Origin of the sequence: Acinetobacter sp. ACZLY 512 (genome assembly GCF_023614015.1) — a bacterium.
Taxonomy (GTDB): Bacteria; Pseudomonadota; Gammaproteobacteria; order Pseudomonadales; family Moraxellaceae; genus Acinetobacter; species Acinetobacter soli.
Genome location: NZ_JAKIVI010000016.1, coordinates 38304 through 60710 on the forward strand (window position 1 = coordinate 38304; position 22407 = coordinate 60710).

The window sequence follows — 22407 nt, forward strand, 5'->3', positions numbered from 1 at the left end:
TCTTGGCGCCTTGGATGCGTTTATGCTGACACATTTAACTCTTATCAATTTTGCTTTGGCCGATCACCTTGCCTTGGATATTGAACACGGATTTAACGTTCTGACCGGGGAAACAGGGGCTGGAAAATCATTGCTTTTAGATGCCTTATCAGCAAGTTTGGGCGAGCGTACCGACACCAATTACGTGCGCTATGGGGCAGAAAAAGCCGATATCACCGCAACTTTCAGTTATCGCGAACACAGCGCAGAGGCCGAATGGCTCAAAGAGCATGAACTCGATGATGACTCCGGTGAAATTCATTTGCGTCGCGTCATTTTCGCCACTGGCCGGAGCAAAGCCTGGATTAACGGCCGCCCGAGCAGCTTGTCTGAACTACGTGAGTTGGGGCGCTTGCTGGTACAACTGTATAGTCAGCATAGTCAGCAACAATTACTTGAACCGCCCTATCCCAAACACTGGCTCGATCGTTACTACAACTTTTACACGCCCGCACATGCAGTAAAACAGGCCTACAATGACTGGCAAAATACTATTCGTCAGCATCAAGCGGCACTAGATGCACAGGCCACCCGCCAGCAGCGCATCGCCACACTGGAATTACAAATTGAAGAACTTGAAGACATAGTCGCAATCGACTACAAAGAGCTTGAACAAGAATTTGATCGACTGAGTCATCATGAACATATCATGCAAGATTGTGGCTATGGTCTAAATTTACTCGATGAGGCTGAGCCGAATATTACCCAAGAATTGGCCTCGTTACTGCGTCGGCTTGAGTCACATGCTGGTCGTAGTGAGCAGTTGTCTGAAATTTATAATTCATTGCTCAATGCACAAAGTGAAATCGACGATGCCACGGCCAATTTACGCCAGTTTATCGACCGCCAAAGCTTCGATCCAGAACGTATGGAAGAACTCAACAGTACCTTGGAAGTCTTTCATCGTCTGGCCCGTAAATATCGCACTCAGCCTGAACAGCTCAAACAGGATTATGCACAATGGCAACTTGAGCTAGATCAATTACATCAACTTGAAGACCCTGAAACACTGGCCGAGCAAGTCGACATTGCCCATCAGGAATTCTTGGAAAAAGCTGAATATCTGGATCAGATCCGTCGTGAAGCCGCACAACCACTGGCCAAACAGCTGACCGAGCAAGTGAAACCTTTAGCCTTGCCTGAGGCACATTTCGAATTTAAGTTTGAACCGCTGGAGCAACCGTCTGCCGAGGGCTTAAGCTTCATTCAACTACTTTTTACAGCAAATAAAGGGATTCCACCCCAACCGCTTGCGCGTGTGGCATCAGGCGGCGAGTTGTCGCGCATCGCCTTGGTGATGCAAGTGATGAATGCGGAGAAAACCGAAGCCGAAGTCTTGGTGTTTGATGAGATTGACGTGGGTATTAGCGGTGGCACAGCCGAAGTGGTCGGACGGCTACTGGCCGATCTGGCGCAGCATGTGCAGTTACTGTGTATCACCCATCAGGCCCAAGTGGCCGCTCAATCCGATCAACATCTGCTGGTCAAGAAACAACAAACCGATCCCGCCAGCAGCACCATCATCGAACTCGATGAACAACAACGCGTTCTTGAACTGGCCCGAATGTCTGGCGGTGTGGAAATTAATGAAACCACGTTACAGCACGCCAGACAGTTAAGACAGCTTAAATTCCAGCATGCCTAGAGATTTGGTCATAGAAATAAATCATGGAAAATGATTGGCGAAATCCATTTACTCTTGTATGTTGATAAGAAGAATCTATCTTTCAAAGCGACCGATTTAAAGGAGAAGCGTCTAGGTGACCAAACAATATTTGACACACCGTTGTCTGATTGCCCCTCCAGAAATGGCCGATGATTTTTTCGCAAATACCGTGATTTATCTGGCACGTCATGACGGTGATGGTGCTCAGGGCCTGATCATCAACCGGCCATCAGGCATTCAGGTTCGTGAGTTACTCAATGATCTGGACATCGATGCCGATCACGTACAGCCGCATGAAGTTTTGCAAGGTGGGCCATTGCGCCCGGAGGCTGGTTTCGTGTTACATACCGGTCAACCCGTATGGCACTCCTCGATTGCAGTAGGCGAAAACCTATGCATTACCACCAGTAAAGATATTTTGGACGCGATTGCGCATAACGAAGGGGTTGGCCGCTATCAAATTGCGCTGGGTTATGCCAGCTGGACAAAAAACCAGCTTGAAGACGAGATCTCTCGTGGCGACTGGCTGGTCTGCGACGCCGATATGGATCTGATTTTTAACTTACCTTATGACGAACGTTGGGACGCTGCGTATAAAAAACTCGGCGTCGATCGGAACTGGTTATCATCCGAGATTGGTCATGCCTGAGATTTCTACACACAGCATGATTATGGCATTCGATTTTGGCACTCAAAAAATGGGAATTGCCATTGGTCAGGCGGCCATCGAAAGCAGCACGCCTTTGGTTCTCTTTCCCATGAAAGACGGCATTCCCAACTGGGAGCAACTGCTTAAAATCGTTCAGGAGTGGAAACCCACATTATTTTTGGTGGGCTTGCCACTGAATATGGATGATAGTGAGTCGGAGCTTTCAGCACGCGCACGTAAGTTTGCCAGACGCTTACGCCATCAAACCAATATCACCACATGGATGGTCGATGAACGTTTAACCACGCGTGAAGCACGCGATGAACTCGATCATTACCACAGTCAGGGGCGCGCCAAAGGGGTGGCGGCCGATAGTCTGGCTGCGGGACTCTTAATTCAAAGCTGGTATCACAACCCAACAGGTATCACGCCTTAATACTGAGGCTCCACATTTTGAGGAGCCTTTTTTTAAGACTCACTTTTGCTGTTCAGACTCGACAATACTGACTGTCGCAGTGCGTCCTGCCACAAACGCCAATGGATTGTGAGGCGCTTCATCAAGTACGATTTTGACCGGTACACGCTGTGCCAGACGGACCCAAGTAAAAGTCGGATTGACATTGGCCAGCAAGGTTGAACTGGTCGAACGCTCACGATCTTCAATGCCCGATGCAACCCCCTGAACATGACCTTTGATTTTTTGATCATCTCCCATCAACTGGATCACGGCTTTGTCGCCTACATGAATGTGATTGAGTTTGGTTTCTTCGAAATATCCCACCACATAGAGCTGCTTACGGTCGACCAAGGCGGCTACTGCGTCCCCCGTCTTAACGTAATTTCCCACCTGTAAATCGAAGTTAGACAAGGTGCCATCTGCTGGTGCCACCACCTGTGAGCGATTCAGATTGAGCTGCGCCAGATTTAAGTTACTTTGGGCCACATCAATCAACGATTTTTGTTCCGTAATGGTAGCTTCGGCCTGTTCAATAGATGCTTTCATCTGGGCAATCTCGGCACGTGACTGATCACGTGTGGCATAGACCTGATCTTGTTCCTGCTTGGAAATTGCACCATCGAGCAAACTTGAATAACGCGCTGCATTTTTTTCGGCTAAAGCCATATTGGCTTGAGTCTTGGCTAAGTTGGCCTTTGCAGCAATCAGGTTGGCTTGTGACTGTGCCAGCCCGGCTTTGGCCTTGGCCAAATCTGATCGTGCCTGTTCAACATCGAGTTGCTGACGCGCCACATCGATTTTAAATAGCACCTGCCCTTTCTTGACGCTCTGGTTATCGTGCACCAAGACTTCAGTGACCAGTCCTGATACATCTGAAGACACCTGAACCACATCGCCACGCACTCGCCCGTCACGTGTCCATGGCGAGGCATTGTAGTAATTCCACAAATGCACAATCACAAAAACCGCGACAATCACCATGATCAGTGTGACCACGGGTCGAACGAATTTGCGTAAATCTACCTTACTCATTGCGTTGTTCCAATTTCACTTAGTAACGATGCTGTCATCGACCAAACTGCCAAAGAAAAATCCAGTGCATGCCCATCAACAGGATGATGTATAAACACAGGTTAAACACACCGGGAAATCCAATCCAGCCTGCTGCAATGAGGCGGTCGGTTCCACGCGTTACGATTTTAAAGACGATAAAGGCACAAATGGCCTGAATCAGAAAGCTCGGAAAGTACACCCCGTATGCATTAAACTCACCCATTGCTTTCCCCTTTAGACATCAGCGCGGCTGGTTTATTCTGCTGCGCATGAAAAATACTGCTGCGGATGTTGTTCATACTCACGTCAATACGCTGTTTTAAGCTGAGGTTCGGCTCATTTGCCAATACCGTTTCAATCTGTTGTATTTGTGCCAGTAATTTCTCTTGCAAAGCCTGTGGTGTTTCTAATTGTTTTTCCTGATCTTTAAAGCCCCGATCGAGTAACTGTTGAAAACGAAATAACGCCCGTTTTAACTCGGTAGAGCCTGTATCACCGTGCAGTACTTCAGCAATACGGCTCAAATTCACCACAGCACTGGCTTCAATCAGCGCACGATTCATCGCCTGCTTCAGCTCATCAGACTGCACCATTTTGGTATTTAAAATACCGATGCGATCAAGCATGCTGCGTAGATGAACCCGAAAGCGAACCCCATAAGGCAAATATAAAGCTTCGCGCATTGCTTTATAATGTAACGCCAAAATGCGTGTGGCACTGGTCTCGGGAGACATCGCACGAATAAACTGGATCGCTAAAATGGAAATAATCGGCCCCATCACGCCTGCCATGGCCGTGTCCATGAGCACTACCGCATTGGTTGCATAATGGTTTTGCAAATTCAAGCTCATCACAAAGTTGATCAGCATCGGCAGTGCCAATCCCATCAATGCAGGCTGCGGAAACATCGACAGCAAATAAATGGCCATCGGTGCCAGTACAAAGGCCAGTTGCCAAAATTCTTTCACTTCCGGCATGATGATAAAGGCATAAAACACCGTTAACACAGCCGATAAGATCGACCCTTTAATAAATAGCTTAAGCGCAGGCACAGGATTATCGAGTGTCGATAAAATACAGGCACTCACCGCTGTGAGCTGCGCCATCATATAACCGGCATGCCAGCCGCTATAAATCCAGAGCAAAAACGAGGCTGCCGTTGCAATACCTGCTGCAATCGAGCTGCGCACAGCAATCCCGTGATCACGATGTAAACTTGGATACTGTGTCGTGAGTGCTGCAATCCGATCCGGAATGCGTTTATCGCCCCGCTGGATACGCGTCCAGAGGAGTTTGATGGTCATGACATTTTGAATAAAATGACGCACATCCATTTGAAAAGCCTGCAACATCACCCGCTGCGAAGGATGAATCAGCTCGAATAAGTGCTGAAAATCCGTTGTAAATTCGGCAGGTAAATGATCTAGCTGATCGTCTTGGATATCCTGCTGCTCACGCAAAAAGCGAACCACATGCGTATGCAGCTGCGGCAAAACCTGACGATAACGTAGATCCAGCTCATCCATTTGTGCGATACGCTCAGACATCGAGACCAGATTGGCCACAATCATGGTGATCTGGTGTAACAGCTCTTGCAACGGTTTGGTCATGCCTCGCAATTCGCCTCGTTCATAGGCCAAATGTACAGCCAAGCCATGAATATCGGAGGTATCACGTGCTACACCTGCAAGCAATTGCGTGTACTGACTGCTATGCTGTTCATCTGTCAAAATACGTTCGAATGCTTCGCGGGTATCGTCTAAAGTTTTTTGTACTCGGCGTTGCAGTTGTGTGCCCAGATGCGCTGGAAAAATTGTGGCAGAAACGACAGCACTACAAATCACCGCCACCGAAATTTCCAGAACCCGGCTTAAAGCCATATCAAAAACGCTATAAGTATCAATACTGTTGATCGAGCTACAGGCCACCATGGCAGTGGTGTATCCGGCCAGCATAAATACGTAGCTTCGCGGTGTACGATCGAGCAGGGAAATATACAAACACAGTGCGATCCAGAGCGACAACACGAAGGTAAACAGAATCGGCATATCGATCATGTGCGGTGTGAGAAAGATCGCGACCGCACCACCAGCGACCGTACCCAATAAACGATACAGTGCTTTAGACGACACCATACCCGCATAAGGCTGTGCAATGATAATGACGGTGCCCGCGGCCCACATCGGATAAGTCAAATCCAGTGAAAAGGCAATATAGAGCGCGAGCATCATGGCGATAAAGGTTTTGACGGCAAAAATCAAATCCATTCGACTGGGCCGAAACGCCAAGATCTGTTTCCAAAGCATGAATATATCTCTACATCAGACACAGCGGTGCTCAACAACCCCACCACATGGCCTAGATCGAAAACGATAACGATGACTACAAATGTTTTACTATTGTTCTGACGAATCAAAATAATATTCAACATTCTTTAAAGGCGGTTCACCGCCTAATCTGGAGCAGGAAGATCCAGACCTTTAGATTCTTTCAGGGAAGAAGAAAGAGAAGAAAAACGCAAAAAACGACAATCAGAAATTTCTTGATTCGATATTTTGGTTCAAATATTGTTTCAAAAAAAACATAATACGTCAACAAAATATCTTATTATGATAATTAATATATTTTTATTGCACTTTTTTAGTTCAATTTTGGATAATTTAATCCTCTCAGTGAAATATCGCTGCAAGATGATAGGCAATTTGTTATAAAGAATCTTCGGTTCGTTTCCTCAGTATGATTTAGTGAAGTAGTTCATCATGGCGCTTTCAAGTTTTGGTAAGATATTGACAGTTCTCGACTTATTTTCGGTTCATCGTCCCGTCATTAATGTCGATACGATTTGTGATGAGCTGGGCTTGTCAAAACCGACGGGTTATCGCTATTTAAAGGAGTTGGTGTCGAGCGAAATTTTACAGCGCATCAGTGGTACTTCAGGTGACTATACGCTGGGCCCTAAAATTGCGGTCATGGATTATATTTCGCGTACCACCGACCCGATTGTACAAATCAGCAGCCCATTTATGCGCGAAATTGCCGAACGAACCGAACTGTGCTGCTTACTGACCCACTTGAACCGTGATTATTGTATCGATGTCCATCACGAAGTGTTTCGAAACGCCGACTTACTGTCTTATGGTCGTGGCTGTCCACGCCCGGTCTATATGGGGTCTTCACCTAAAGTCATTATGGCGCAGCTCAGTAAACGCCAGATTCAAGATTACTATCAGCGCTTTTCTAGCCAGTTGGCCGATGTCGATTTTGCCCATGACGAAGAAGGTTTCTTACAGCGTATGAAAAAAATCAAAAAAGATGGCTATTATATTTCTCACGGCGAGCTCAATCCGTTGGTAACCGGGCTTTCAGTTCCGATCAAATTTGCCAACAGCAAAGAATCGCCCATGGCGCTGACCTTGGTGGCCTCCAAAAATCGCTTTGAATTTATCAATATCGAAAAACTGATTGAGATTTTGCAAACCAACGCAGTTCAAATTGAGCAGAAATTTTTGGCTTTGTCTCAAATTGAACACACCTAAGCGACTGTCATCATCTACAGTGATCTAACCCTTTAAAGCAGAAACTGGCGAAAAGTCAGGTTGATTCGTGGCTGTATAACTTTTTGTGATTTCATGAGCGCATGTTGCCAGTGCTGCTGGGTTTGCCCCCGCATCACGATCAATTGCCCCGATTGCAAATGCAACTCGACTTTTTCCTTGCTCTGCATATGCCGGAAACAAAATTTCCGTGTTGCACCAAAACTCAGTGATGCAATGGTGGTTTCTTTGGCCAGCGACATATCGCCATCACTGTGCCATGCCATTCCCTGTGTGCCTTCTTCATAACGATTGGCCAAGCACGAATTAAAGCGCTCTGACAGCAACTGCTCAAGGTGATACTTGAGTTTTAGGAGTTCAGGGTCCCAAGTCAATGCATCTCGAATCACGCCCGAGTAGCTGTAGCGATAGTGTCGATCACCATACCACGCCACCTGTCTTGCGGTCACAAAGTGCTTTCCATACAGCTTGGCTTCATCATGACGCCAGTGTAAGTGCTGTAACAAATACTGAAAATAAGCGTCGGCTTCATCAGGGCTAAAAATACACCCGTAGTCTTGTACATCACCATCGTAAGGCAATATATTCTGCCGCGGCTCAGGAGCGAATAAATCCAAGGTCATGTGTCATCTCACCATTGCAAGCTCTGTAGATAGCAATGCTAATTTACGTGATGTGTGCCAGTGGTACTCCCCGACAACGCCCGACGCGCGAATCACCCGATGGCAGGGAATCAGATAAGCAATTGGATTTTTAGCAATTGCACTGGCCACGGCCCGAACGGCCGAAGGTTGTCCCATATGTTCAGCCACTTGCTGATAGCTGTAAAGTTGCCCTGCTGGAATCTTCAGGAGCGCTTCCCATACTTTCAGCTGAAAAGGCGTACCACGTAAACGCAGCGGAATTTTCTGAGACAGGCTCACGCTTAAATCACCACAAATCCACTGTGCGATTTGTGTGTGCCAGTGGCGCGAATGGGCTTGAAAACGCGCGTATGGATATTGCTGTGCCAAGGTTGTGAGTGGACACGCTGATTGCTCATTGAGTACAAACTGGACAGAACAAACTCCACGCGCACTACTGGCAATAAAAATATCGCCAAAGGGCGTCGCTTCGTAAGAGTAATCAATCTCGATGTTATGACCTAGTTGCTTAAACTCTCCTGGAGATACACCTTCAAGATGCACAAATAAATCATGCAGGCGACCAGTACCGGATAATCCAGTCTCTAGGGCAGTTTCGAGCACCGAATGCTGTTGTGAGAGCAAGGCTTTGGCATGTTGCACACTGATGTACTGAATAAATTTTTTGGGGCTAATGCCAACCCATGCCTGAAACTGGCGCTGCAAATAACTGCTACTCCAGCCAACCTGAGCGGCAGCTTCTTCGAGGCTGGGCTGTTGTGATGCATGGCTATATAAATACGCAATCACCTCGGCAATCACCGTAAACTGCGCTGTCGATAAAGTTTTCATCGCACTCTTCTCCTGCTCTTGAAGTACTTTATCCCAGCTTGGTGCAAGCAATCGACCCGATTCTTGCACTTGGCCATAAAAAAACCTTTCACGAAGAAAGGTCTTTAATTTAAGGCTGTTTCAGATACGGCCATGCGGCACGCAGATAAATAAACATCGACCATAAAGTCAGGATAACCGCGGTATAAAGCAAGGCATACGCCAGTAAATCTAGTGGCTTCCAGTTGAGCAGAAATACACTGATCGCAATCATTTGAAACGCTGTTTTATATTTCCCTACCGTCGACACTGCAACATTGGTTCTGGCGCCTAGCTCGGCCATCCATTCACGTAGTGCCGATACGGTAATCTCTCTGGAAATGATGACAATCGCTGCAAAGGCCATAGAAATGGTAGGTTGCCATTGCACCAGAACAATCAGCGCCGATGCCACCATGAGCTTGTCTGCCACCGGATCCAGAAAACGACCAAACGCCGAAGTCTGATTCAGCGCGCGCGCCAAATAGCCGTCGAACCAGTCGGTCACTGCCGCCAAAATAAAAATCGCGGTCAGCACGATATGCCGTAAAAAACTCCCCTCATGAAAATTCACCCCAATGGCTGGTGGCCAATAGGCCAACATCAAAAATACCGGGATTAGGGCGATTCGAGCAAGTGTTAAAATATTTGGGATATTCAGGATTCGACCTGTTGTCATAGACACCGCCTGTGAGGCCCCTCATTAGATCATGCCAATATGGCAAATTAAGGTTTCATGCATGTTTAACTACCGCCAACTTTATACGAAATGTGTCACAGTGTCGACTACGCAAAGACAGTAACGGTCTGTCTAGATATCGCAATTAACCGATTTTGTGCATCCCACAAGTGCGCATATTCGGTGGCATAACCAAACGCGGCGTGCTGCGTCACCACTTTATATTTAAACCAGTCATGTAAAGCATATTCAATCGGGCGAACAAAACTTAAGTGCCAAGTCAGCGAGCTAGCCGGTGCAATTTGCTGAAACATCGGCAATACCCCTGGTGGCCAGATATCCATTAAAATCAATAAGTCGGCCACATTAAATGCACCTTCAGCATGTAGCTCAGGGTCAAATCGGCACCATCCACCAAAATCGGGCAGTTTATTGCTAATCGGATAATGCCCTTCGGCCCAGCGTAAATCAAACTGCTGATAGCATTCGGGCATTAAGGGCACGTAAGGCATTCGTGAGAGTTGCGCTGGCAACAAATAATCGGGAGCTTCTGGTAACTGATGCACCACAATTTCAGACGAACGCGGCTCGCCAAAACTTGCCAGCAAAATACTTTGAACCGCACCTGCCTGCCACAGTCGTACTTCAATGGTCGTGACCGACTTTCCCTTACGCAAGATCTCGGCAGTTAACTGTGCCGCACCCTCCTTCACTGGCCCGACGAAGGTTACACTGCAACTTAAAACTTGTTGATGTGGATTGGCAACCACATCCAGTGCATTTTGCATTAATAGACCGGCAACCAGTCCACCGTAGATGGTACGTCCCTGCGACCAGCCCGATGAAATCTGAATATCCTTGCGGTGATTCACTTGTGGTGATGCATCGTTTAGCAACATAAGTTCACTCTTGTTTTTTCTTCGCTGCTATTGTGACCGATTTTAAACAAACTAAAATGGGAGATGACCCAAGAGTCACTGATGCTTTTGGTCAATTTACTCGTGCAAAATCTTATAAATGGTACGGGCCATAGATGGACCCAGCCCCGGAACCAAGGTGAGTTCTTTTTCAGAGGCCTTGAGTACACCCTGAATGCCGCCAAAATGCGTGAGCAAATCACGACGGCGCTTCGGCCCTAAGCCCGGAATGGCTTCAAGTACCGACGATGCGCGTCGCTTATCACGTTTGGCGCGATGGCGCGTAATCGCAAAGCGGTGCGCTTCATCACGCACCTGCTGAATCAAATGCAGTGCTTTATGGTCTTCAGGAAGTTGAATTTTGCTGCCATCGGTAAAATGCAGGGTTTCCAGACCAGGTTTACGCCCCTCGCCTTTTGAAACGCCAATCATAAAAGCATCTAGCCCCAACTGCTGCATCACTTCCATGGCCATATGTAACTGTCCCTTCCCCCCATCAATCAGCAATAAATCGGGCAACAAATTCTTTTTATAGCGCCGCGTGAGCGCCTGACGCATGGCCGCATAGTCATCACCAGCGGTAATATCTTCAATGGAAAACTGACGATAATCGCGTTTACGTGCACCGCCTTGATCGAAGACCACACATGAGGCAATCGTCGCTTCGCCCATGGTATGGCTAATATCAAAACATTCAATTCGATCAATCGGACGCCCAACCACCTGTTCAAGCTGATAAAAGCGCTCATTCAGCTCTAAATGATTACTGAGCTGGCCTTTAATGGCATGCTGCACATTCATCACAGCCAGTTCTTGCCATTCAGCTCGGGTTTCACGCACCTTGTGCTTGATCTGGATTTTCTTACCAAATTCGGTCTGAAATGCCTGCTCCAGCTCTTTTTTATCCGGCAACTCCATATTCACAATTAATTCTACCGGAATTTCATCGGCCACCTGAAAGTAAAAGTTGGCCATAAAATCACTGAGCATTTGCCCCAGATCATCACTGAGCATATCCGGAAAATAACTTTTTCCACCAAGCATGCGTCCATTGCGGACGTGCATGATTTGCACACAGGTCACGCCAGCCTGAAAGGCAATCGCCAAAATATCGGCCTCACCTTTAATTTTAAACACCGCCTGCTGTGCCTGCACTTCACGCAGCAACCCCAGTCGATCGCGATAAAATACTGCCTTTTCAAATGCCAGTTGCTCGGCTGCCTCTTCCATTTTGGCAATCAGCTCTTGATTCAGCTCTTTGGTATCGCCTTGTAAAAACCGAATCGAGTTTTCGACATCTTGTTTATAGTCTTCAGGTGAAATCAGCCCCACACACGGTGCCGAACATCGCTTGATCTGATACTGCAAACACGGCCGTTTACGCTGTGCAAAATAGCTATTTTCGCACTGGCGTACATTAAATAATTTTTGTAACACCAGTAATGTATCGCGGGCACTATAGGCACTCGGGTAAGGCCCAAAAAACTTGCCGATTTGATGTTTGCCTTTGCCACGACCACTGGCAATCCGCGGATACGGTTTGTCGCTCGAAACAAAAATGTACACATAGGATTTATCGTCGCGCAGCATGATATTGTAAGGCGGACGATGCTGTTTAATCAGATTTTGTTCAAGCAGAAGCGCTTCGGTTTCCGAACGCGTGACCAAAGTCTCGATATCATAAATACGTGCCACCAATGCCTGCGTTTTGGGGTGCTCAATGGTTTTGACAAAATAGCTGGAGACACGGTTTTTCAGATTTTTAGCTTTACCCACGTAAAGCAGTTCGCCGTCTTTACCCAACATGCGATACACCCCAGGCAATTGGGTCATGTTGGCGAGCAGTTTTTCAATATGTGGACGCGCGTTTGAATTCACAATCATGGTCTTAGCTAAAGGTCAGACTGTTAATGTGACGGTTCCATACGCTGTTTTCAAGCTATCACTGTAAATCAGATCATAACGCGTGCTTAAACTGATCTAAGACTCAAGACGGTAATACGTGTATTTCAAATCTTTTTCTTTATATACCGCATAGTTTTTTTGACGAAAATCTGAAATCCAGCCATTGCCCGTATAACCGGCAATGTGACCATAAACATGATCGCCTGTACGCTGAATGATATAAATATCGCCCGGTTGCGGGTGACCAAAAGCCGGTTTAATCTTTTTATAGCCGTTTTTTTCTAAAGTATGCCCCCAATCCGATGCAGCGACAGGATGTTTGGATACATCAGCACCTGCCGTTTGTAAGGCAATGCGGATATTGCGTGCACATTTTTTCTTGCTATGGCGCGCGGAAATACTTTCAAGCTTATGGGAAAATTTATGTAAATCGATATCGCGGCTGACATGCTTTTTATGATGCCCTGCGCTATGCGTACTATGACTTTTACGATGTGTGGTACCTGAATGGCTACTTTGCGTTTTATGTGCTGCATGATGCGACGCAGATTTTTTATGCGTCGTCTGCGGGCGAGCGTGATGATGTACATGCGCACTTTTTTTTTCAGCCACCTGCACATGGTGAACGTGGACTGCGTGATGAACATGAGCCATTGTAAAAACCTACTTCGAAGAACCACTTTTTCAAAACGGTGCCATTGTAGAACCAAACTTTATGAATTGAACTTTAATAGTTGTAACAATTTCTTGAGCCCGCGACGCGGTTCACACAACAGCCTTGAAGTGTGTACTTCAATAAAAAAAACGCCCCGCAGGGCGTTTGATTTTATCCCTTAAAACACATAAGGGCGTACGAAAATCAGGAAGAAAATACCCAGCATCAGCGCCCATTTCAGCACATAGTACAATTTGCGGTTTTTGGCTTTGAGTGCCTTGGCCTTGATTCGGATCTGATAAACATAACCAAAGGCTTTATTGAGGCCACCCGTCTTATCACCCGTTTCGTTCGGTGAGCTGGCTGCGGTCATCACGTTTTTACCAAACCAGTGGTTAAATTTTTCCATGAGACGGGTTTTGAGTGGGCGCTCGACATCGGCAAAGAAAATAATCCGGTTTTGGTCTGTGGTATTTTCAGCATAATGAATATAGGTTTCATCAAACACCACGCTCTCACCATCACGCCATGAATAACGCTGTCCATCGACATCGATAAAGCAACGATCATCATTGGGCGTGATCAAACCTAAATGGTAGCGTAATGAGCCAGCATAGGGATCACGATGGCGTACCAGACGGCTGTTTGGCGCCAGTTCAGTAAACATGGCCGCTTTAATCGTCGGTAAGGTTTTGAGTAGCGCCGTGGTTTTTGGGCACAGTTCTGCCGCCGATGGATGCGCAGAGTCGTACCATTTTAAATAAAAACGCTTCCAGCCTGTTTTAAAAAATGAGTTAAAGCCTAAATCATTGTAGGTACTCGATGCTTTGATGCCACCTTGCTGATATAAGGCCTGTGCTTCATCGCGAATCATTTCCCAGTTTTCATCCAGCACTTTTAAATCTTTAAAATGTTGGGTATCGATATACGGCTGGTTGGGCACTTTTGAAAATAAGTACATCAAGAAATTAATCGGGGCAAGTAAAGTCGAATGGTCGAAAAACTGACGATAAAACGAATGTCGTACTTTACCGCGATGCTGGATATACAACGCTGATATCACAAAAATCGCCAATATGATCCACTTAATCATGAAGACCCACTCAAAAAAGATTGCGCGTATTTTAACAACTTATGTTTTGATCATCTACCCAATGTATCCTGCTCTGAATGAATGACCTTATAAAGGTAAAATCCGGCATAAAAAAAGCCCTTCAAAATGGTGAATTGACTTTATTGACAGTCTTATTACAAAAACACAACTTTTAAATTTGAGTGAAGACTAGGCTTAATGTACAAAATTACTTATAAAAAAATAGATAAATCATAGTGATAAAATTACGCAACACGAATATGTATGGGTTTTTAAGTATGTTCACCCAAATCACCCGTGAAAAATAGGTGACCCTTGCGTCACGACTAGATACAACTTGTTAGATTCTTTTTCGATATAGTTATCGTAAGATTGACGAGGTATTTTAACTGTATAACGCAATATACACGTCACAACATTAACGTATAAATCCTCCAGAATAAAGGAGATCAGGCATGATCCACGCTGGCAATGCCATTACCGTCCAAATGCTTCAGGACGGAATTGCAGAATTCCGCTTTGACTTACAAGGTGAGTCAGTCAACAAGTTTAACCGTGCAACCCTAGACGATTTTAAAGCTGCCATCGAAGCAGTTAAAAACCATTCTGAAGTAAAAGGTTTGATCGTCACCAGCGGCAAATCGACCTTTATTGTGGGTGCCGACATTACCGAATTTGGCGATAACTTTGCACAGGGCGAAAGCGCGATTGTGGAGTGGGCTTTACCTGTTCATGAGATTTTTAACAGCTTTGAAGATCTAAACATCCCTAAAGTCGCTGCCATTAATGGCATGGCATTAGGTGGTGGCTTTGAAATGTGCTTGGTGTGCGATTACCGTGTGATGTCTGAAAGCGCACAGGTCGGCTTACCAGAAATCAAACTGGGAATTTTCCCGGGCTTTGGTGGTACCGTGCGTTTGAGCCGTTTGATCGGTATTGACAATGCAGTCGAATGGATTGCAATGGCCGCACCGAAAAAACCGGCTGCTGCTTTAAAAGATGGTGCCGTCGATGCCGTGGTCGCTGCCGACAAATTACAAGATGCTGCAATTGATCTGGTGAAACAAGCTCTCGCTGGACGTCTGGACTGGAAAGCCAAGCGTCAGGAAAAAATCGATCCAGTTAAACTGGCACCGCTTGAACAAATGATGGCGTTTAATACTGCGAAAGGTGCCGTTTTGGCCAAAGCCAATCCAGCGCAATACCCTGCACCTAAACTCATGATTGATTCATTGCAGGCCGGTGCAAGCCTCAGCCGTGATGATGCGCTGAAGGTTGAAGCAGAAGGCTTTGCCAAAGCTGCGGTCACTGCGCAAGCTGAAGCACTGATTGGTTTGTTCCTCAACGACCAAATCATCAAGAAAGTATCGAAAAAACACGAAAAAGGCGCGCACCCTGTTAATCAAGCTGCTGTATTGGGCGCCGGGATTATGGGCGGCGGGATTGCCTATCAAGCTGCCAGCAAAGGCACGCCAATTATCATGAAAGATATTGGGAACCCTCAGCTCGCGCTTGGAATGTCAGAAGCCAACAACCTGTTAACCAAACAAGTTGAACGCAAAAAAATGAAGCCCGCTCAAATGGGCGAAACACTGGCGCGAATTCGTCCAAGCTTGAGCTACGACGAGTTTAAAGACGTCGATATCGTGATTGAAGCGGTGACCGAAAATCCAAAAATCAAGGAAGCGGTACTGGCCGACACCGAAGCCAAAGTCCGTGATAACACCATTCTTGCCTCAAATACCTCGACCATTTCGATTACACGTTTGGCCAAAGCGTTAAAGCGTCCGGAAAATTTTGTCGGTATGCACTTTTTCAATCCGGTGCACATGATGCCACTGGTCGAAGTCATCCGGGGTGAACAAACCTCCGATGAAGCGGTTGCAACGACCGTTGTTCTGGCACAAAAAATGGGCAAAACCCCAATCGTGGTGAATGACTGTCCGGGTTTCTTGGTCAACCGTGTGTTGTTCCCGTACTTTGGTGCATTTGATTTGTTACTTAAAGACGGTGCAGATTTCCAGCAAATCGACAAAGTTATGGAAAAATTTGGCTGGCCAATGGGCCCTGCTTACCTGATGGATGTGGTGGGGATCGATACGGGTGTGCACGGCGCCGAAGTAATGGCAGAAGGCTTCCCTGATCGTATGAAACCAGACTTTAAAGGTTCAATCCAGACCATGTACGAAGCCAAACGTCTGGGCCAGAAGAATGATGTCGGGTTTTATAAGTATGAACTCGACAAAAAAGGTAAGAAAGCCAAAACGGTTGACCCAAGCGCCTATGAAGTGATTGCATCGGTTGTGACAGGTGAAAAACACGAGTTTGACCCGCAAGAAATCATTGACCGCATGATGCTGGCACTGTGTAACGAAACGGTTCGTTGCCTCGAAGACAATATCGTCGCCACTCCTGCTGAAGCGGATATGGCCATGATTATGGGCATTGGCTTCCCGCCGTTCCGTGGTGGCCCATGCCGCTATATCGATCAGACTGGCGTGCCAGAATACGTTGCGCTTTGCAACAAATATGCACATCTCGGCAAAGCGTACGAAGCACCGCAAATGCTGCGCGATATGGCTGAAAACAACAAGAAATTTTACGGTTAAGGGAGCAACGTGAATGACTACTTTAAATCCACGTGACGTTGTGATTGTTGATGGTGTTCGTTCTGCCATGGGCAAATCTAAAAACGGGATGTTCCGAAATGTACGTGCCGACAGCCTATCTGCAGAATTGGTACGTGCGCTGGTTGCACGTAACCAATTTGATGTCAATGAAGTAGAAGACTTGATCTGGGGCTGTGTGAACCAGACACTCGAACAAGGGATGAACATTGCCCGTAATATTGGTCTATTGGCCGATTTGCCTAAAACGGTTGCAGGGCAAACCGTCAACCGTTTGTGCGGTTCATCGATGCAGGCAATTCATACTGCGGCGGCGCAAATTGCCACCAACCAAGGTGATATCTTTATCATTGGGGGTGTCGAGCACATGGGCCACGTCGGCATGATGCATGGTATCGATCTTAACCCAGAAGCCTCGAAGCACTATGCCAAAGCATCCAACATGATGGGCTTAACTGCAGAAATGCTCGGACGCATGAACGGTATTACCCGTGAAGAGCAAGATGCGTTTGGTGTAGAGTCACATCGCCGTGCTTGGGCTGCGACGCAAGAAGGTCGTTTTAAACATGAAATTGTGGGTGTTGAAGGCCACGATGCCAATGGCTTTAAAATCCTTTGCGACATCGATGAAGTGATTCGTCCAGATGCCAACTTAGAGGCATTTAAGGCGTTGCGTCCTGTGTTCGATCCGAAAGGCGGCACCGTAACAGCAGCCACATCATCTGCATTGTCTGATGGTGCCTCTGCGATGCTCTTGATGTCGGCAGAACGTGCGCAAGCCCTCGGCTTAAAACCGCGTGCCGTGATTCGCTCAATGGCGGTTGCTGGCTGTGACGCAGCAATCATGGGTTATGGCCCTGTGCCAGCCACTCAAAAAGCACTCAAACGTGCGGGCTTGAGCATGGCAGATATTCAGACCATCGAATTGAACGAAGCTTTTGCTGCTCAGGGTCTATCGGTCATGAAAGGTTTGGGTGTGTATGAAAAGCAAGACATCATCAACTTAAACGGCGGCGCGATTGCACTGGGCCATCCTTTAGGCTGCTCGGGTGCGCGTATTACCACTACCCTACTGAATGTGATGGAACAACAAGACACGCAAATTGGTCTTGCCACCATGTGTATCGGTTTGGGCCAAGGCATCGCGACCATTATCGAACGTGTTTAATATGACTTTCAAATAAAAGAAAAACCCCGCAAATTGCGGGGTTTTTTATGCCCGTAGCATATCATGTAAGCGTTTGACCAATGCTGGAAACGTAGTGTAACCATCTTCTGCCAGAAAATGTCCCGCGTGTGCAATTTGTTCATATGGTATATTCAGCTCCAGCGCCAAGCGAATACTCCATTCTGGAGGGACATAAGCATCATGATCCGACAAATACATATAGGCGCCAGCCCTGAGTTGAAGAGTTTGCGGAATCTGTTGACTCTGCGCAATATAATCATCTAGTTCTGGTAATGCGGGTAAAGCTTCTCGAAAGCCAGAAACTAGCAACATTCCTCCCAAATACTGTATTTGGTGCCGATGAAAAAAATGCAACAGACTGATAACCCCCAAACTATGCGCGACAAAGAATGTAGTGTCATCAATTTTGGGGATGTGATGGTCAAGCGTGCCTTGCCATGCCTTTACATCTGGATAAGCTGAATCTGGAAAGTGAATTAAGGTGACTTGTGTCTGATCACCATTTAACTGATTTTTAATATCTTGAAACCAATGATCCTCTGGTGAGGCAGAGTAACCATGAAGTACATATACATGTTGCATGAGCTGCTCCTTAACTCAATCAAGTTGCATCTTTTAACTGCTGATCAAGCGCAGCCATATTGCGCTTTTTAATACTTTCAATTTTGGCATTGAGGCGTAATACATCCTGATATAACTGATTAAACGCCTTCACCTGCGCGGTGTCTCGAAACAGAATTTTTTTGCCGTTTCGTTCCCATGCATGGGTTTTTAAAATGGCAAACATGGCATCGGCTTTATCTAGAATCTGCATTTCCAGCAAGAAAATGGCATGATCCTGATCGACTTTCTGGTTACTGCCAAGTTTCTTTTCCAGCAAAATCCGCATATCTGGCTCTACCGACAAGGTTTTGGCCTCGGCCAGAAAAGCTTGATGAATCTGTTCATATTGATTTTGATACAGCACGGATGCCTGCCGAACATCATTGAGCATCTTTTGTGTTTGCGCATACTGCTGTTTCTGATCTTGCTCAAGCCGTGTCACATCTAAAAAGGTATCCCACTGGGCTGCCTTGAGGGCACGTAAATAAGCATTACGTGCATTGATGTTTTGTACCCAATAATTCAGTAAAAACTCGGAAATCTTTTTATAATTTCCCGCCAATCGGCGATCATGAATATCCAGTTGTACAGGTTTAGACCAGTCTTGTGCCTGATCATAAAGCAGCGCCATTTTTTCAGACATGACCTGATCAAACATCTGACTGGTGTCTTTGAGCTGTTGCTGTTGAATATAGTGATAAGAAAAAAAACCAAGGGACAGGATCACAATCAGGATTGCGATGATGATCTGAAAACGGCGCATACTCCTCTCCTTTATCTTGTTGTTGTTGATTGCTCGCTGTTGTTATTGATACGTGATCATTTCATAAAATGGGTGTATTGCATACGACGCAACAGGCAATTACATCTTTATGCCTTTATCTCTGATTATTTCATGCTTATGATGGAGAATCTGTGATTTTTTGAGATGTTACTATGCGCGTAGATATTTGGTCCGATGTGGTCTGCCCATTTTGTTATATTGGTAAAAAACGCCTTGAGCATGTGGCTGCCGAAGCTGGAGTGGAACTGGACATTCACTGGCATAGTTTTGAGCTTGATCCAGATGCACCCGCACATCACGACACCTCAAATACCGAACGCTTGGCCAAAAAATACGGTCGAAGTGTCGAGGAGATGCAACAGATGCAGCAAAACATTGCGCAAATGGCAGCCGAGGAAGGGATTGATTTTCAATGGCAAAAAGCCAACTCTGGCAACAGCTTCGATGCGCATCGCATCATTCACCTTGCGCAAAGCAAAGGCTTGGGCAATCAGGCCAAGGAAGCCTTTTTTCACGCTTACATGACCGAAGGTTTAGCGATCGGCGAACGCGAAGTGGTTGAAGAGATTGCATCACGGATTGGCTTAGATCATGCCGAGGTCGAATACGTACTGCAAAGTGACGAGTTGGCTGACTTTGTTCGTCACGATGAGAAAATCGCGCATGAGCAACTGAATATTTCAGGTGTCCCTTTTTTTGTGTTCGATCAAAAATTTGCACTTTCAGGTGCACAGCCGCGTGAAGTTTTTCTGCAAGTTCTCAATCAGAGCTTGGCACAAATTGAACAGCAATCGCCAACAGATGCCAATACCTGCTCAGATGAAAAATGCGATACAAATCACTAATCAAATTTGTGGTGTAGCACATTTCACGATTATTGAACAATTATTAAGCAAAACTGCAATGCAGCGTTGCAAAAATATGACTATACATGGCAGAACTTTCTTTTTAATATACAACTCTTGAATTTATTGTATTCATGCGCTGTAGTTTCTTATTTTGCTCTCGATAATTGAGAACTTTTTCTTAAAAAAGCCTTCTAGGGATTAGAAGGCTTTTTTATTGCATTTTTATTACATAGCTTAACGTGAATTACCAAGAGATCTGCTGTTGTAATCAAACATTGTCATTTTTAACTGAAGCCCTTGCGAACTTAACATGTTCACCACACGCACACCCTGCTTTTGTGTTTAGATGAATGTTTAAGCAATATGATTCGTTCGCTTTGGCGCGATATCGAATCAAATCTGTATTTTAAACAAGAGGGATAAACAATGACGACATTAGAGAATCAAGACACAGCACGCCCACTTAATTCTGTTGAACCATCTGATCAACCGGAGCAACCTGTAGCGAAGAAAAAATCTCGCTTTTCTCCAACGGTTAAAGGTGCTGTGATTGGTGCTGTTGCAGGCAGTGTCCTGCCAGTATTTGGTACATTTAGCGGTGCCCTGATTGGGGGAGTTGCAGGTAAACTCTATTCTCGACGCTGTGCTAAAACAGCTTAATCATAATCAATGATTGTGCTCAATCATCATATTTATTTCATGATCAATATGCCCTTCAAATGAGGGGCATTTTTCTATGTGTATCAAGCAACCTTTTGATTAAAGCCTGAATCATGCTTGAGTTAAAGAGGCTTATGTTATTAAATTTATTTTATTTTGTTGATGGTCTTGATTTTACATGCCAAATCAACAACAGTGACCAGTATAAGTTTGATAATAACGATTTGATACATGATGAAAACACAACAAAAAGCATGGATTTTCGGGGCGGTTTCAACGTGTTTGATTGGTGCCGGCCTTCCATCTGCTTGGGCTGAAAGTACCGTAACCAGCACAGCCAGCGCTGACTTGGTTTTACCTAGTAATCCAGACACTCCTCCCACCTCAGTGGCCTATCCAGTCGAACTTCGGCAATTAAATCAAAGTAATGAAAAGAATCTTCTGGATTATATTCCGGCATGGGTAGATGCCATGCCGACCATGCTGCCGAAGGAATCCGATCAGGTCATGGTGCCGTCAGTGAACGAAACCGAAAACAAAACCTGGGTGGATCGTAAGCAAAAACAAATTCGCGATTGGGCTGATCATACTTCAGTTAAAATTGATGATTGGTTTGGTGATATCGACCCCAATAAACCCGCTAATGCCACGCTACGTGTGATGCTGGATAATTACTGGGATAAATATAACGGTTTTGAAGTCAAACCACGTATTCGAGGTAAAATTAAGCTTCCCACTTTAGAACGTCGCTTTAGTGTGGTGTTTGGGGATGAGTCGCTCGATAACGAGTTTGAAAATAACATTGCCAATACCAACATCGAACCCAATGCCGATAACAAGCGCCTCGATACCCGCCAGACCAGAGACAACAACAGTTCCATTGCTCTGCGCTGGTCAGATTTTGCGAAAAAGCTGCCCTTTGAAACCGATGCAGATTTAGGGATTCGCTCAGGCGATGACATTTATGTCAGACTTAAAGCCAAACGCGCGTGGGTATTACGTAATGATTTTTCATTTTATGCCGAACAAATCTATCGCTACGGTATTGACAGCAAAAACTATTTCCGAACCAACTTAGAACTCACCCATGCTCGCCCAAACGAAGCTTTTTTGTCGAATCAATTTAGCCTGACACATGCCGATGAACAAGAAGATGACTGGTGGTGGGACAACCGTCTGTTTCGTCAGCATCAGTTTTTTGCCAATCAGCGCTTTAACTATGGCATTTATATGGGCGGCTATTATAACGACAACGATTTACGCCTCAATAGCTGGGGGCCGTTTATGTCATGGCGTCAACCCGTGTGGCGGGAGTGGTTTTATGTGCAAGGTGATCTCAATTATCTCAATGATCATCGTGAAGATCGTAGTCATTATCTGAGTACCTTTGTACGTTTGGAAGCTATTTTTTAAGTCGATGTACTGGCTGCCAAATACGGTTTAATTTGGCAGTGATATAGCTGAGTAATGGTCTGAGCTTAAAGCATTTATTAAGCTTGATTGCCTATAGTGTGCCGTTCATGATTTATGTTTTTT

General features: G+C 45.8%; 21 protein-coding genes. 9 read left to right on the plus strand and 12 right to left on the minus strand.

Features of this window, described 5'->3' with window-relative positions:
* Window positions 1-22 precede the first annotated feature (22 nt).
* The 3 genes from recN to ruvX all read left to right on the plus strand — a co-directional run bounded on the left by recN (window position 23) and on the right by ruvX (window position 2790).
* Window positions 23-1684 (plus strand): DNA repair protein RecN, encoded by a 1662-nt coding sequence (recN, locus tag L2096_RS14670; protein ID WP_004944003.1) that lies wholly within the window; start codon window positions 23-25, stop codon window positions 1682-1684.
* A 115-nt stretch (window positions 1685-1799) separates the two neighbouring features.
* Window positions 1800-2354, plus strand: a complete 555-nt coding sequence (locus L2096_RS14675; protein WP_004932445.1) for a YqgE/AlgH family protein — start codon at window positions 1800-1802, stop codon at window positions 2352-2354.
* On the plus strand, window positions 2347-2790 hold the full coding sequence (gene ruvX / locus L2096_RS14680) for a Holliday junction resolvase RuvX (protein WP_250365733.1): 444 nt from the start codon (window positions 2347-2349) through the stop codon (window positions 2788-2790). Before L2096_RS14675 ends, ruvX begins: the two co-directional genes overlap by 8 nt.
* A gap of 39 nt (window positions 2791-2829) precedes the next feature.
* On the opposite strand, the gene L2096_RS14685 is transcribed toward ruvX, so the two are convergent.
* Genes L2096_RS14685 through L2096_RS14695 form a run of 3 tightly spaced genes read right to left on the minus strand, consistent with a single transcriptional unit; the run spans window position 2830 to window position 6170 of the window.
* Window positions 2830-3843, minus strand: coding sequence for an HlyD family secretion protein (locus L2096_RS14685; protein ID WP_151977759.1), 1014 nt, complete (start codon window positions 3841-3843; stop codon window positions 2830-2832).
* A gap of 34 nt (window positions 3844-3877) precedes the next feature.
* Window positions 3878-4087, minus strand: coding sequence for a DUF1656 domain-containing protein (locus L2096_RS14690; RefSeq protein WP_004932438.1), 210 nt, complete (start codon window positions 4085-4087; stop codon window positions 3878-3880).
* Window positions 4080-6170 carry an FUSC family protein gene (locus L2096_RS14695; protein WP_250365734.1) on the minus strand — a complete coding sequence of 697 codons (2091 nt, stop codon included), beginning with the start codon at window positions 6168-6170 and terminating at the stop codon, window positions 4080-4082. Before L2096_RS14695 ends, L2096_RS14690 begins: the two co-directional genes overlap by 8 nt.
* Window positions 6171-6623: 453 nt before the next feature.
* Here L2096_RS14695 and L2096_RS14700 point away from each other — a divergent pair, with 453 nt between their 5' ends.
* Entirely contained in the window at window positions 6624-7400 is a 777-nt protein-coding gene (locus L2096_RS14700; RefSeq protein WP_250365735.1) for an IclR family transcriptional regulator, read from the plus strand.
* Between the two features lie 32 nt (window positions 7401-7432).
* Here the strand turns inward: L2096_RS14700 and L2096_RS14705 are convergent, their stop codons facing one another.
* The 7 genes from L2096_RS14705 to lpxO all read right to left on the minus strand — a co-directional run bounded on the left by L2096_RS14705 (window position 7433) and on the right by lpxO (window position 14160).
* The gene (locus L2096_RS14705) at window positions 7433-8041 is read right to left on the minus strand and encodes an alpha-ketoglutarate-dependent dioxygenase AlkB family protein (RefSeq protein WP_250365736.1); all 609 of its coding nucleotides are present in this window, start codon (window positions 8039-8041) and stop codon (window positions 7433-7435) included.
* Between the two features lie 3 nt (window positions 8042-8044).
* The gene (locus L2096_RS14710; protein ID WP_048765393.1) at window positions 8045-8893 is read right to left on the minus strand and encodes a bifunctional transcriptional activator/DNA repair enzyme AdaA; all 849 of its coding nucleotides are present in this window, start codon (window positions 8891-8893) and stop codon (window positions 8045-8047) included.
* Between the two features lie 109 nt (window positions 8894-9002).
* Window positions 9003-9590: a CDP-diacylglycerol--glycerol-3-phosphate 3-phosphatidyltransferase gene (gene pgsA, locus L2096_RS14715; RefSeq protein ID WP_004932427.1), complete on the minus strand. Its 588-nt coding sequence runs from the start codon at window positions 9588-9590 to the stop codon at window positions 9003-9005.
* A 107-nt stretch (window positions 9591-9697) separates the two neighbouring features.
* On the minus strand, window positions 9698-10489 hold the full coding sequence (locus L2096_RS14720; RefSeq protein ID WP_250365737.1) for a thioesterase family protein: 792 nt from the start codon (window positions 10487-10489) through the stop codon (window positions 9698-9700).
* A gap of 96 nt (window positions 10490-10585) precedes the next feature.
* Window positions 10586-12385, minus strand: a complete 1800-nt coding sequence (gene uvrC / locus L2096_RS14725) for an excinuclease ABC subunit UvrC (RefSeq protein WP_034435207.1) — start codon at window positions 12383-12385, stop codon at window positions 10586-10588.
* 102 nt (window positions 12386-12487) lie between these two features.
* Complete coding sequence (locus tag L2096_RS14730) at window positions 12488-13066, minus strand: CHAP domain-containing protein (RefSeq protein WP_250365738.1); 579 nt, start codon at window positions 13064-13066, stop codon at window positions 12488-12490.
* 179 nt (window positions 13067-13245) lie between these two features.
* Complete coding sequence (lpxO, locus tag L2096_RS14735; protein ID WP_004932417.1) at window positions 13246-14160, minus strand: lipid A hydroxylase LpxO; 915 nt, start codon at window positions 14158-14160, stop codon at window positions 13246-13248.
* Between the two features lie 455 nt (window positions 14161-14615).
* Between lpxO and fadB the strand changes: the two genes are divergently transcribed.
* Both fadB and fadA read left to right on the plus strand, forming a co-directional pair.
* Entirely contained in the window at window positions 14616-16769 is a 2154-nt protein-coding gene (gene fadB, locus L2096_RS14740; protein ID WP_250365739.1) for a fatty acid oxidation complex subunit alpha FadB, read from the plus strand.
* 13 nt (window positions 16770-16782) lie between these two features.
* Window positions 16783-17955 carry an acetyl-CoA C-acyltransferase FadA gene (fadA, locus tag L2096_RS14745; protein ID WP_004944028.1) on the plus strand — a complete coding sequence of 391 codons (1173 nt, stop codon included), beginning with the start codon at window positions 16783-16785 and terminating at the stop codon, window positions 17953-17955.
* A gap of 45 nt (window positions 17956-18000) precedes the next feature.
* On the opposite strand, the gene L2096_RS14750 is transcribed toward fadA, so the two are convergent.
* Window positions 18001-18558: an RBBP9/YdeN family alpha/beta hydrolase gene (locus L2096_RS14750; RefSeq protein WP_004932412.1), complete on the minus strand. Its 558-nt coding sequence runs from the start codon at window positions 18556-18558 to the stop codon at window positions 18001-18003.
* Window positions 18559-18577: 19 nt separating this feature from the next.
* Complete coding sequence (locus L2096_RS14755; RefSeq protein ID WP_004932410.1) at window positions 18578-19342, minus strand: hypothetical protein; 765 nt, start codon at window positions 19340-19342, stop codon at window positions 18578-18580.
* Between the two features lie 173 nt (window positions 19343-19515).
* Between L2096_RS14755 and L2096_RS14760 the strand changes: the two genes are divergently transcribed.
* The 3 genes from L2096_RS14760 (at window position 19516) to L2096_RS14770 (ending at window position 22284) form a co-directional block, all read left to right on the plus strand.
* Window positions 19516-20208, plus strand: coding sequence for a DsbA family oxidoreductase (locus tag L2096_RS14760; RefSeq protein WP_004932408.1), 693 nt, complete (start codon window positions 19516-19518; stop codon window positions 20206-20208).
* 429 nt (window positions 20209-20637) lie between these two features.
* The gene (locus tag L2096_RS14765) at window positions 20638-20871 is read left to right on the plus strand and encodes a DUF456 domain-containing protein (protein WP_004932406.1); all 234 of its coding nucleotides are present in this window, start codon (window positions 20638-20640) and stop codon (window positions 20869-20871) included.
* 231 nt (window positions 20872-21102) lie between these two features.
* Window positions 21103-22284: a hypothetical protein gene (locus L2096_RS14770; RefSeq protein ID WP_151745817.1), complete on the plus strand. Its 1182-nt coding sequence runs from the start codon at window positions 21103-21105 to the stop codon at window positions 22282-22284.
* Window positions 22285-22407: the final 123 nt, after the last annotated feature.

Bases quoted from the DNA above. Each gene is read 5' to 3' on its own strand.
- L2096_RS14755 (WP_004932410.1), bottom strand. From the start codon at position 19,342: ATGCGCCGTTTTCAGATCATCATCGCAATCCTGATTGTGATCCTGTCC.
- pgsA (WP_004932427.1), bottom strand. From the start codon at position 9,590: ATGACAACAGGTCGAATCCTGAATATCCCAAATATTTTAACACTTGCT.
- L2096_RS14700 (WP_250365735.1), top strand. From the start codon at position 6,624: ATGGCGCTTTCAAGTTTTGGTAAGATATTGACAGTTCTCGACTTATTT.
- fadA (WP_004944028.1), top strand. From the start codon at position 16,783: ATGACTACTTTAAATCCACGTGACGTTGTGATTGTTGATGGTGTTCGT.
- L2096_RS14690 (WP_004932438.1), bottom strand. From the start codon at position 4,087: ATGGGTGAGTTTAATGCATACGGGGTGTACTTTCCGAGCTTTCTGATT.
- L2096_RS14720 (WP_250365737.1), bottom strand. From the start codon at position 10,489: ATGTTGCTAAACGATGCATCACCACAAGTGAATCACCGCAAGGATATT.
- L2096_RS14770 (WP_151745817.1), top strand. From the start codon at position 21,103: ATGATGAAAACACAACAAAAAGCATGGATTTTCGGGGCGGTTTCAACG.
- L2096_RS14685 (WP_151977759.1), bottom strand. From the start codon at position 3,843: ATGAGTAAGGTAGATTTACGCAAATTCGTTCGACCCGTGGTCACACTG.
- L2096_RS14730 (WP_250365738.1), bottom strand. From the start codon at position 13,066: ATGGCTCATGTTCATCACGCAGTCCACGTTCACCATGTGCAGGTGGCT.
- lpxO (WP_004932417.1), bottom strand. From the start codon at position 14,160: ATGATTAAGTGGATCATATTGGCGATTTTTGTGATATCAGCGTTGTAT.
- L2096_RS14710 (WP_048765393.1), bottom strand. From the start codon at position 8,893: ATGAAAACTTTATCGACAGCGCAGTTTACGGTGATTGCCGAGGTGATT.
- L2096_RS14765 (WP_004932406.1), top strand. From the start codon at position 20,638: ATGACGACATTAGAGAATCAAGACACAGCACGCCCACTTAATTCTGTT.
- L2096_RS14760 (WP_004932408.1), top strand. From the start codon at position 19,516: ATGCGCGTAGATATTTGGTCCGATGTGGTCTGCCCATTTTGTTATATT.
- L2096_RS14695 (WP_250365734.1), bottom strand. From the start codon at position 6,170: ATGCTTTGGAAACAGATCTTGGCGTTTCGGCCCAGTCGAATGGATTTG.
- L2096_RS14750 (WP_004932412.1), bottom strand. From the start codon at position 18,558: ATGCAACATGTATATGTACTTCATGGTTACTCTGCCTCACCAGAGGAT.
- recN (WP_004944003.1), top strand. From the start codon at position 23: ATGCTGACACATTTAACTCTTATCAATTTTGCTTTGGCCGATCACCTT.
- ruvX (WP_250365733.1), top strand. From the start codon at position 2,347: ATGCCTGAGATTTCTACACACAGCATGATTATGGCATTCGATTTTGGC.
- fadB (WP_250365739.1), top strand. From the start codon at position 14,616: ATGATCCACGCTGGCAATGCCATTACCGTCCAAATGCTTCAGGACGGA.
- L2096_RS14705 (WP_250365736.1), bottom strand. From the start codon at position 8,041: ATGACCTTGGATTTATTCGCTCCTGAGCCGCGGCAGAATATATTGCCT.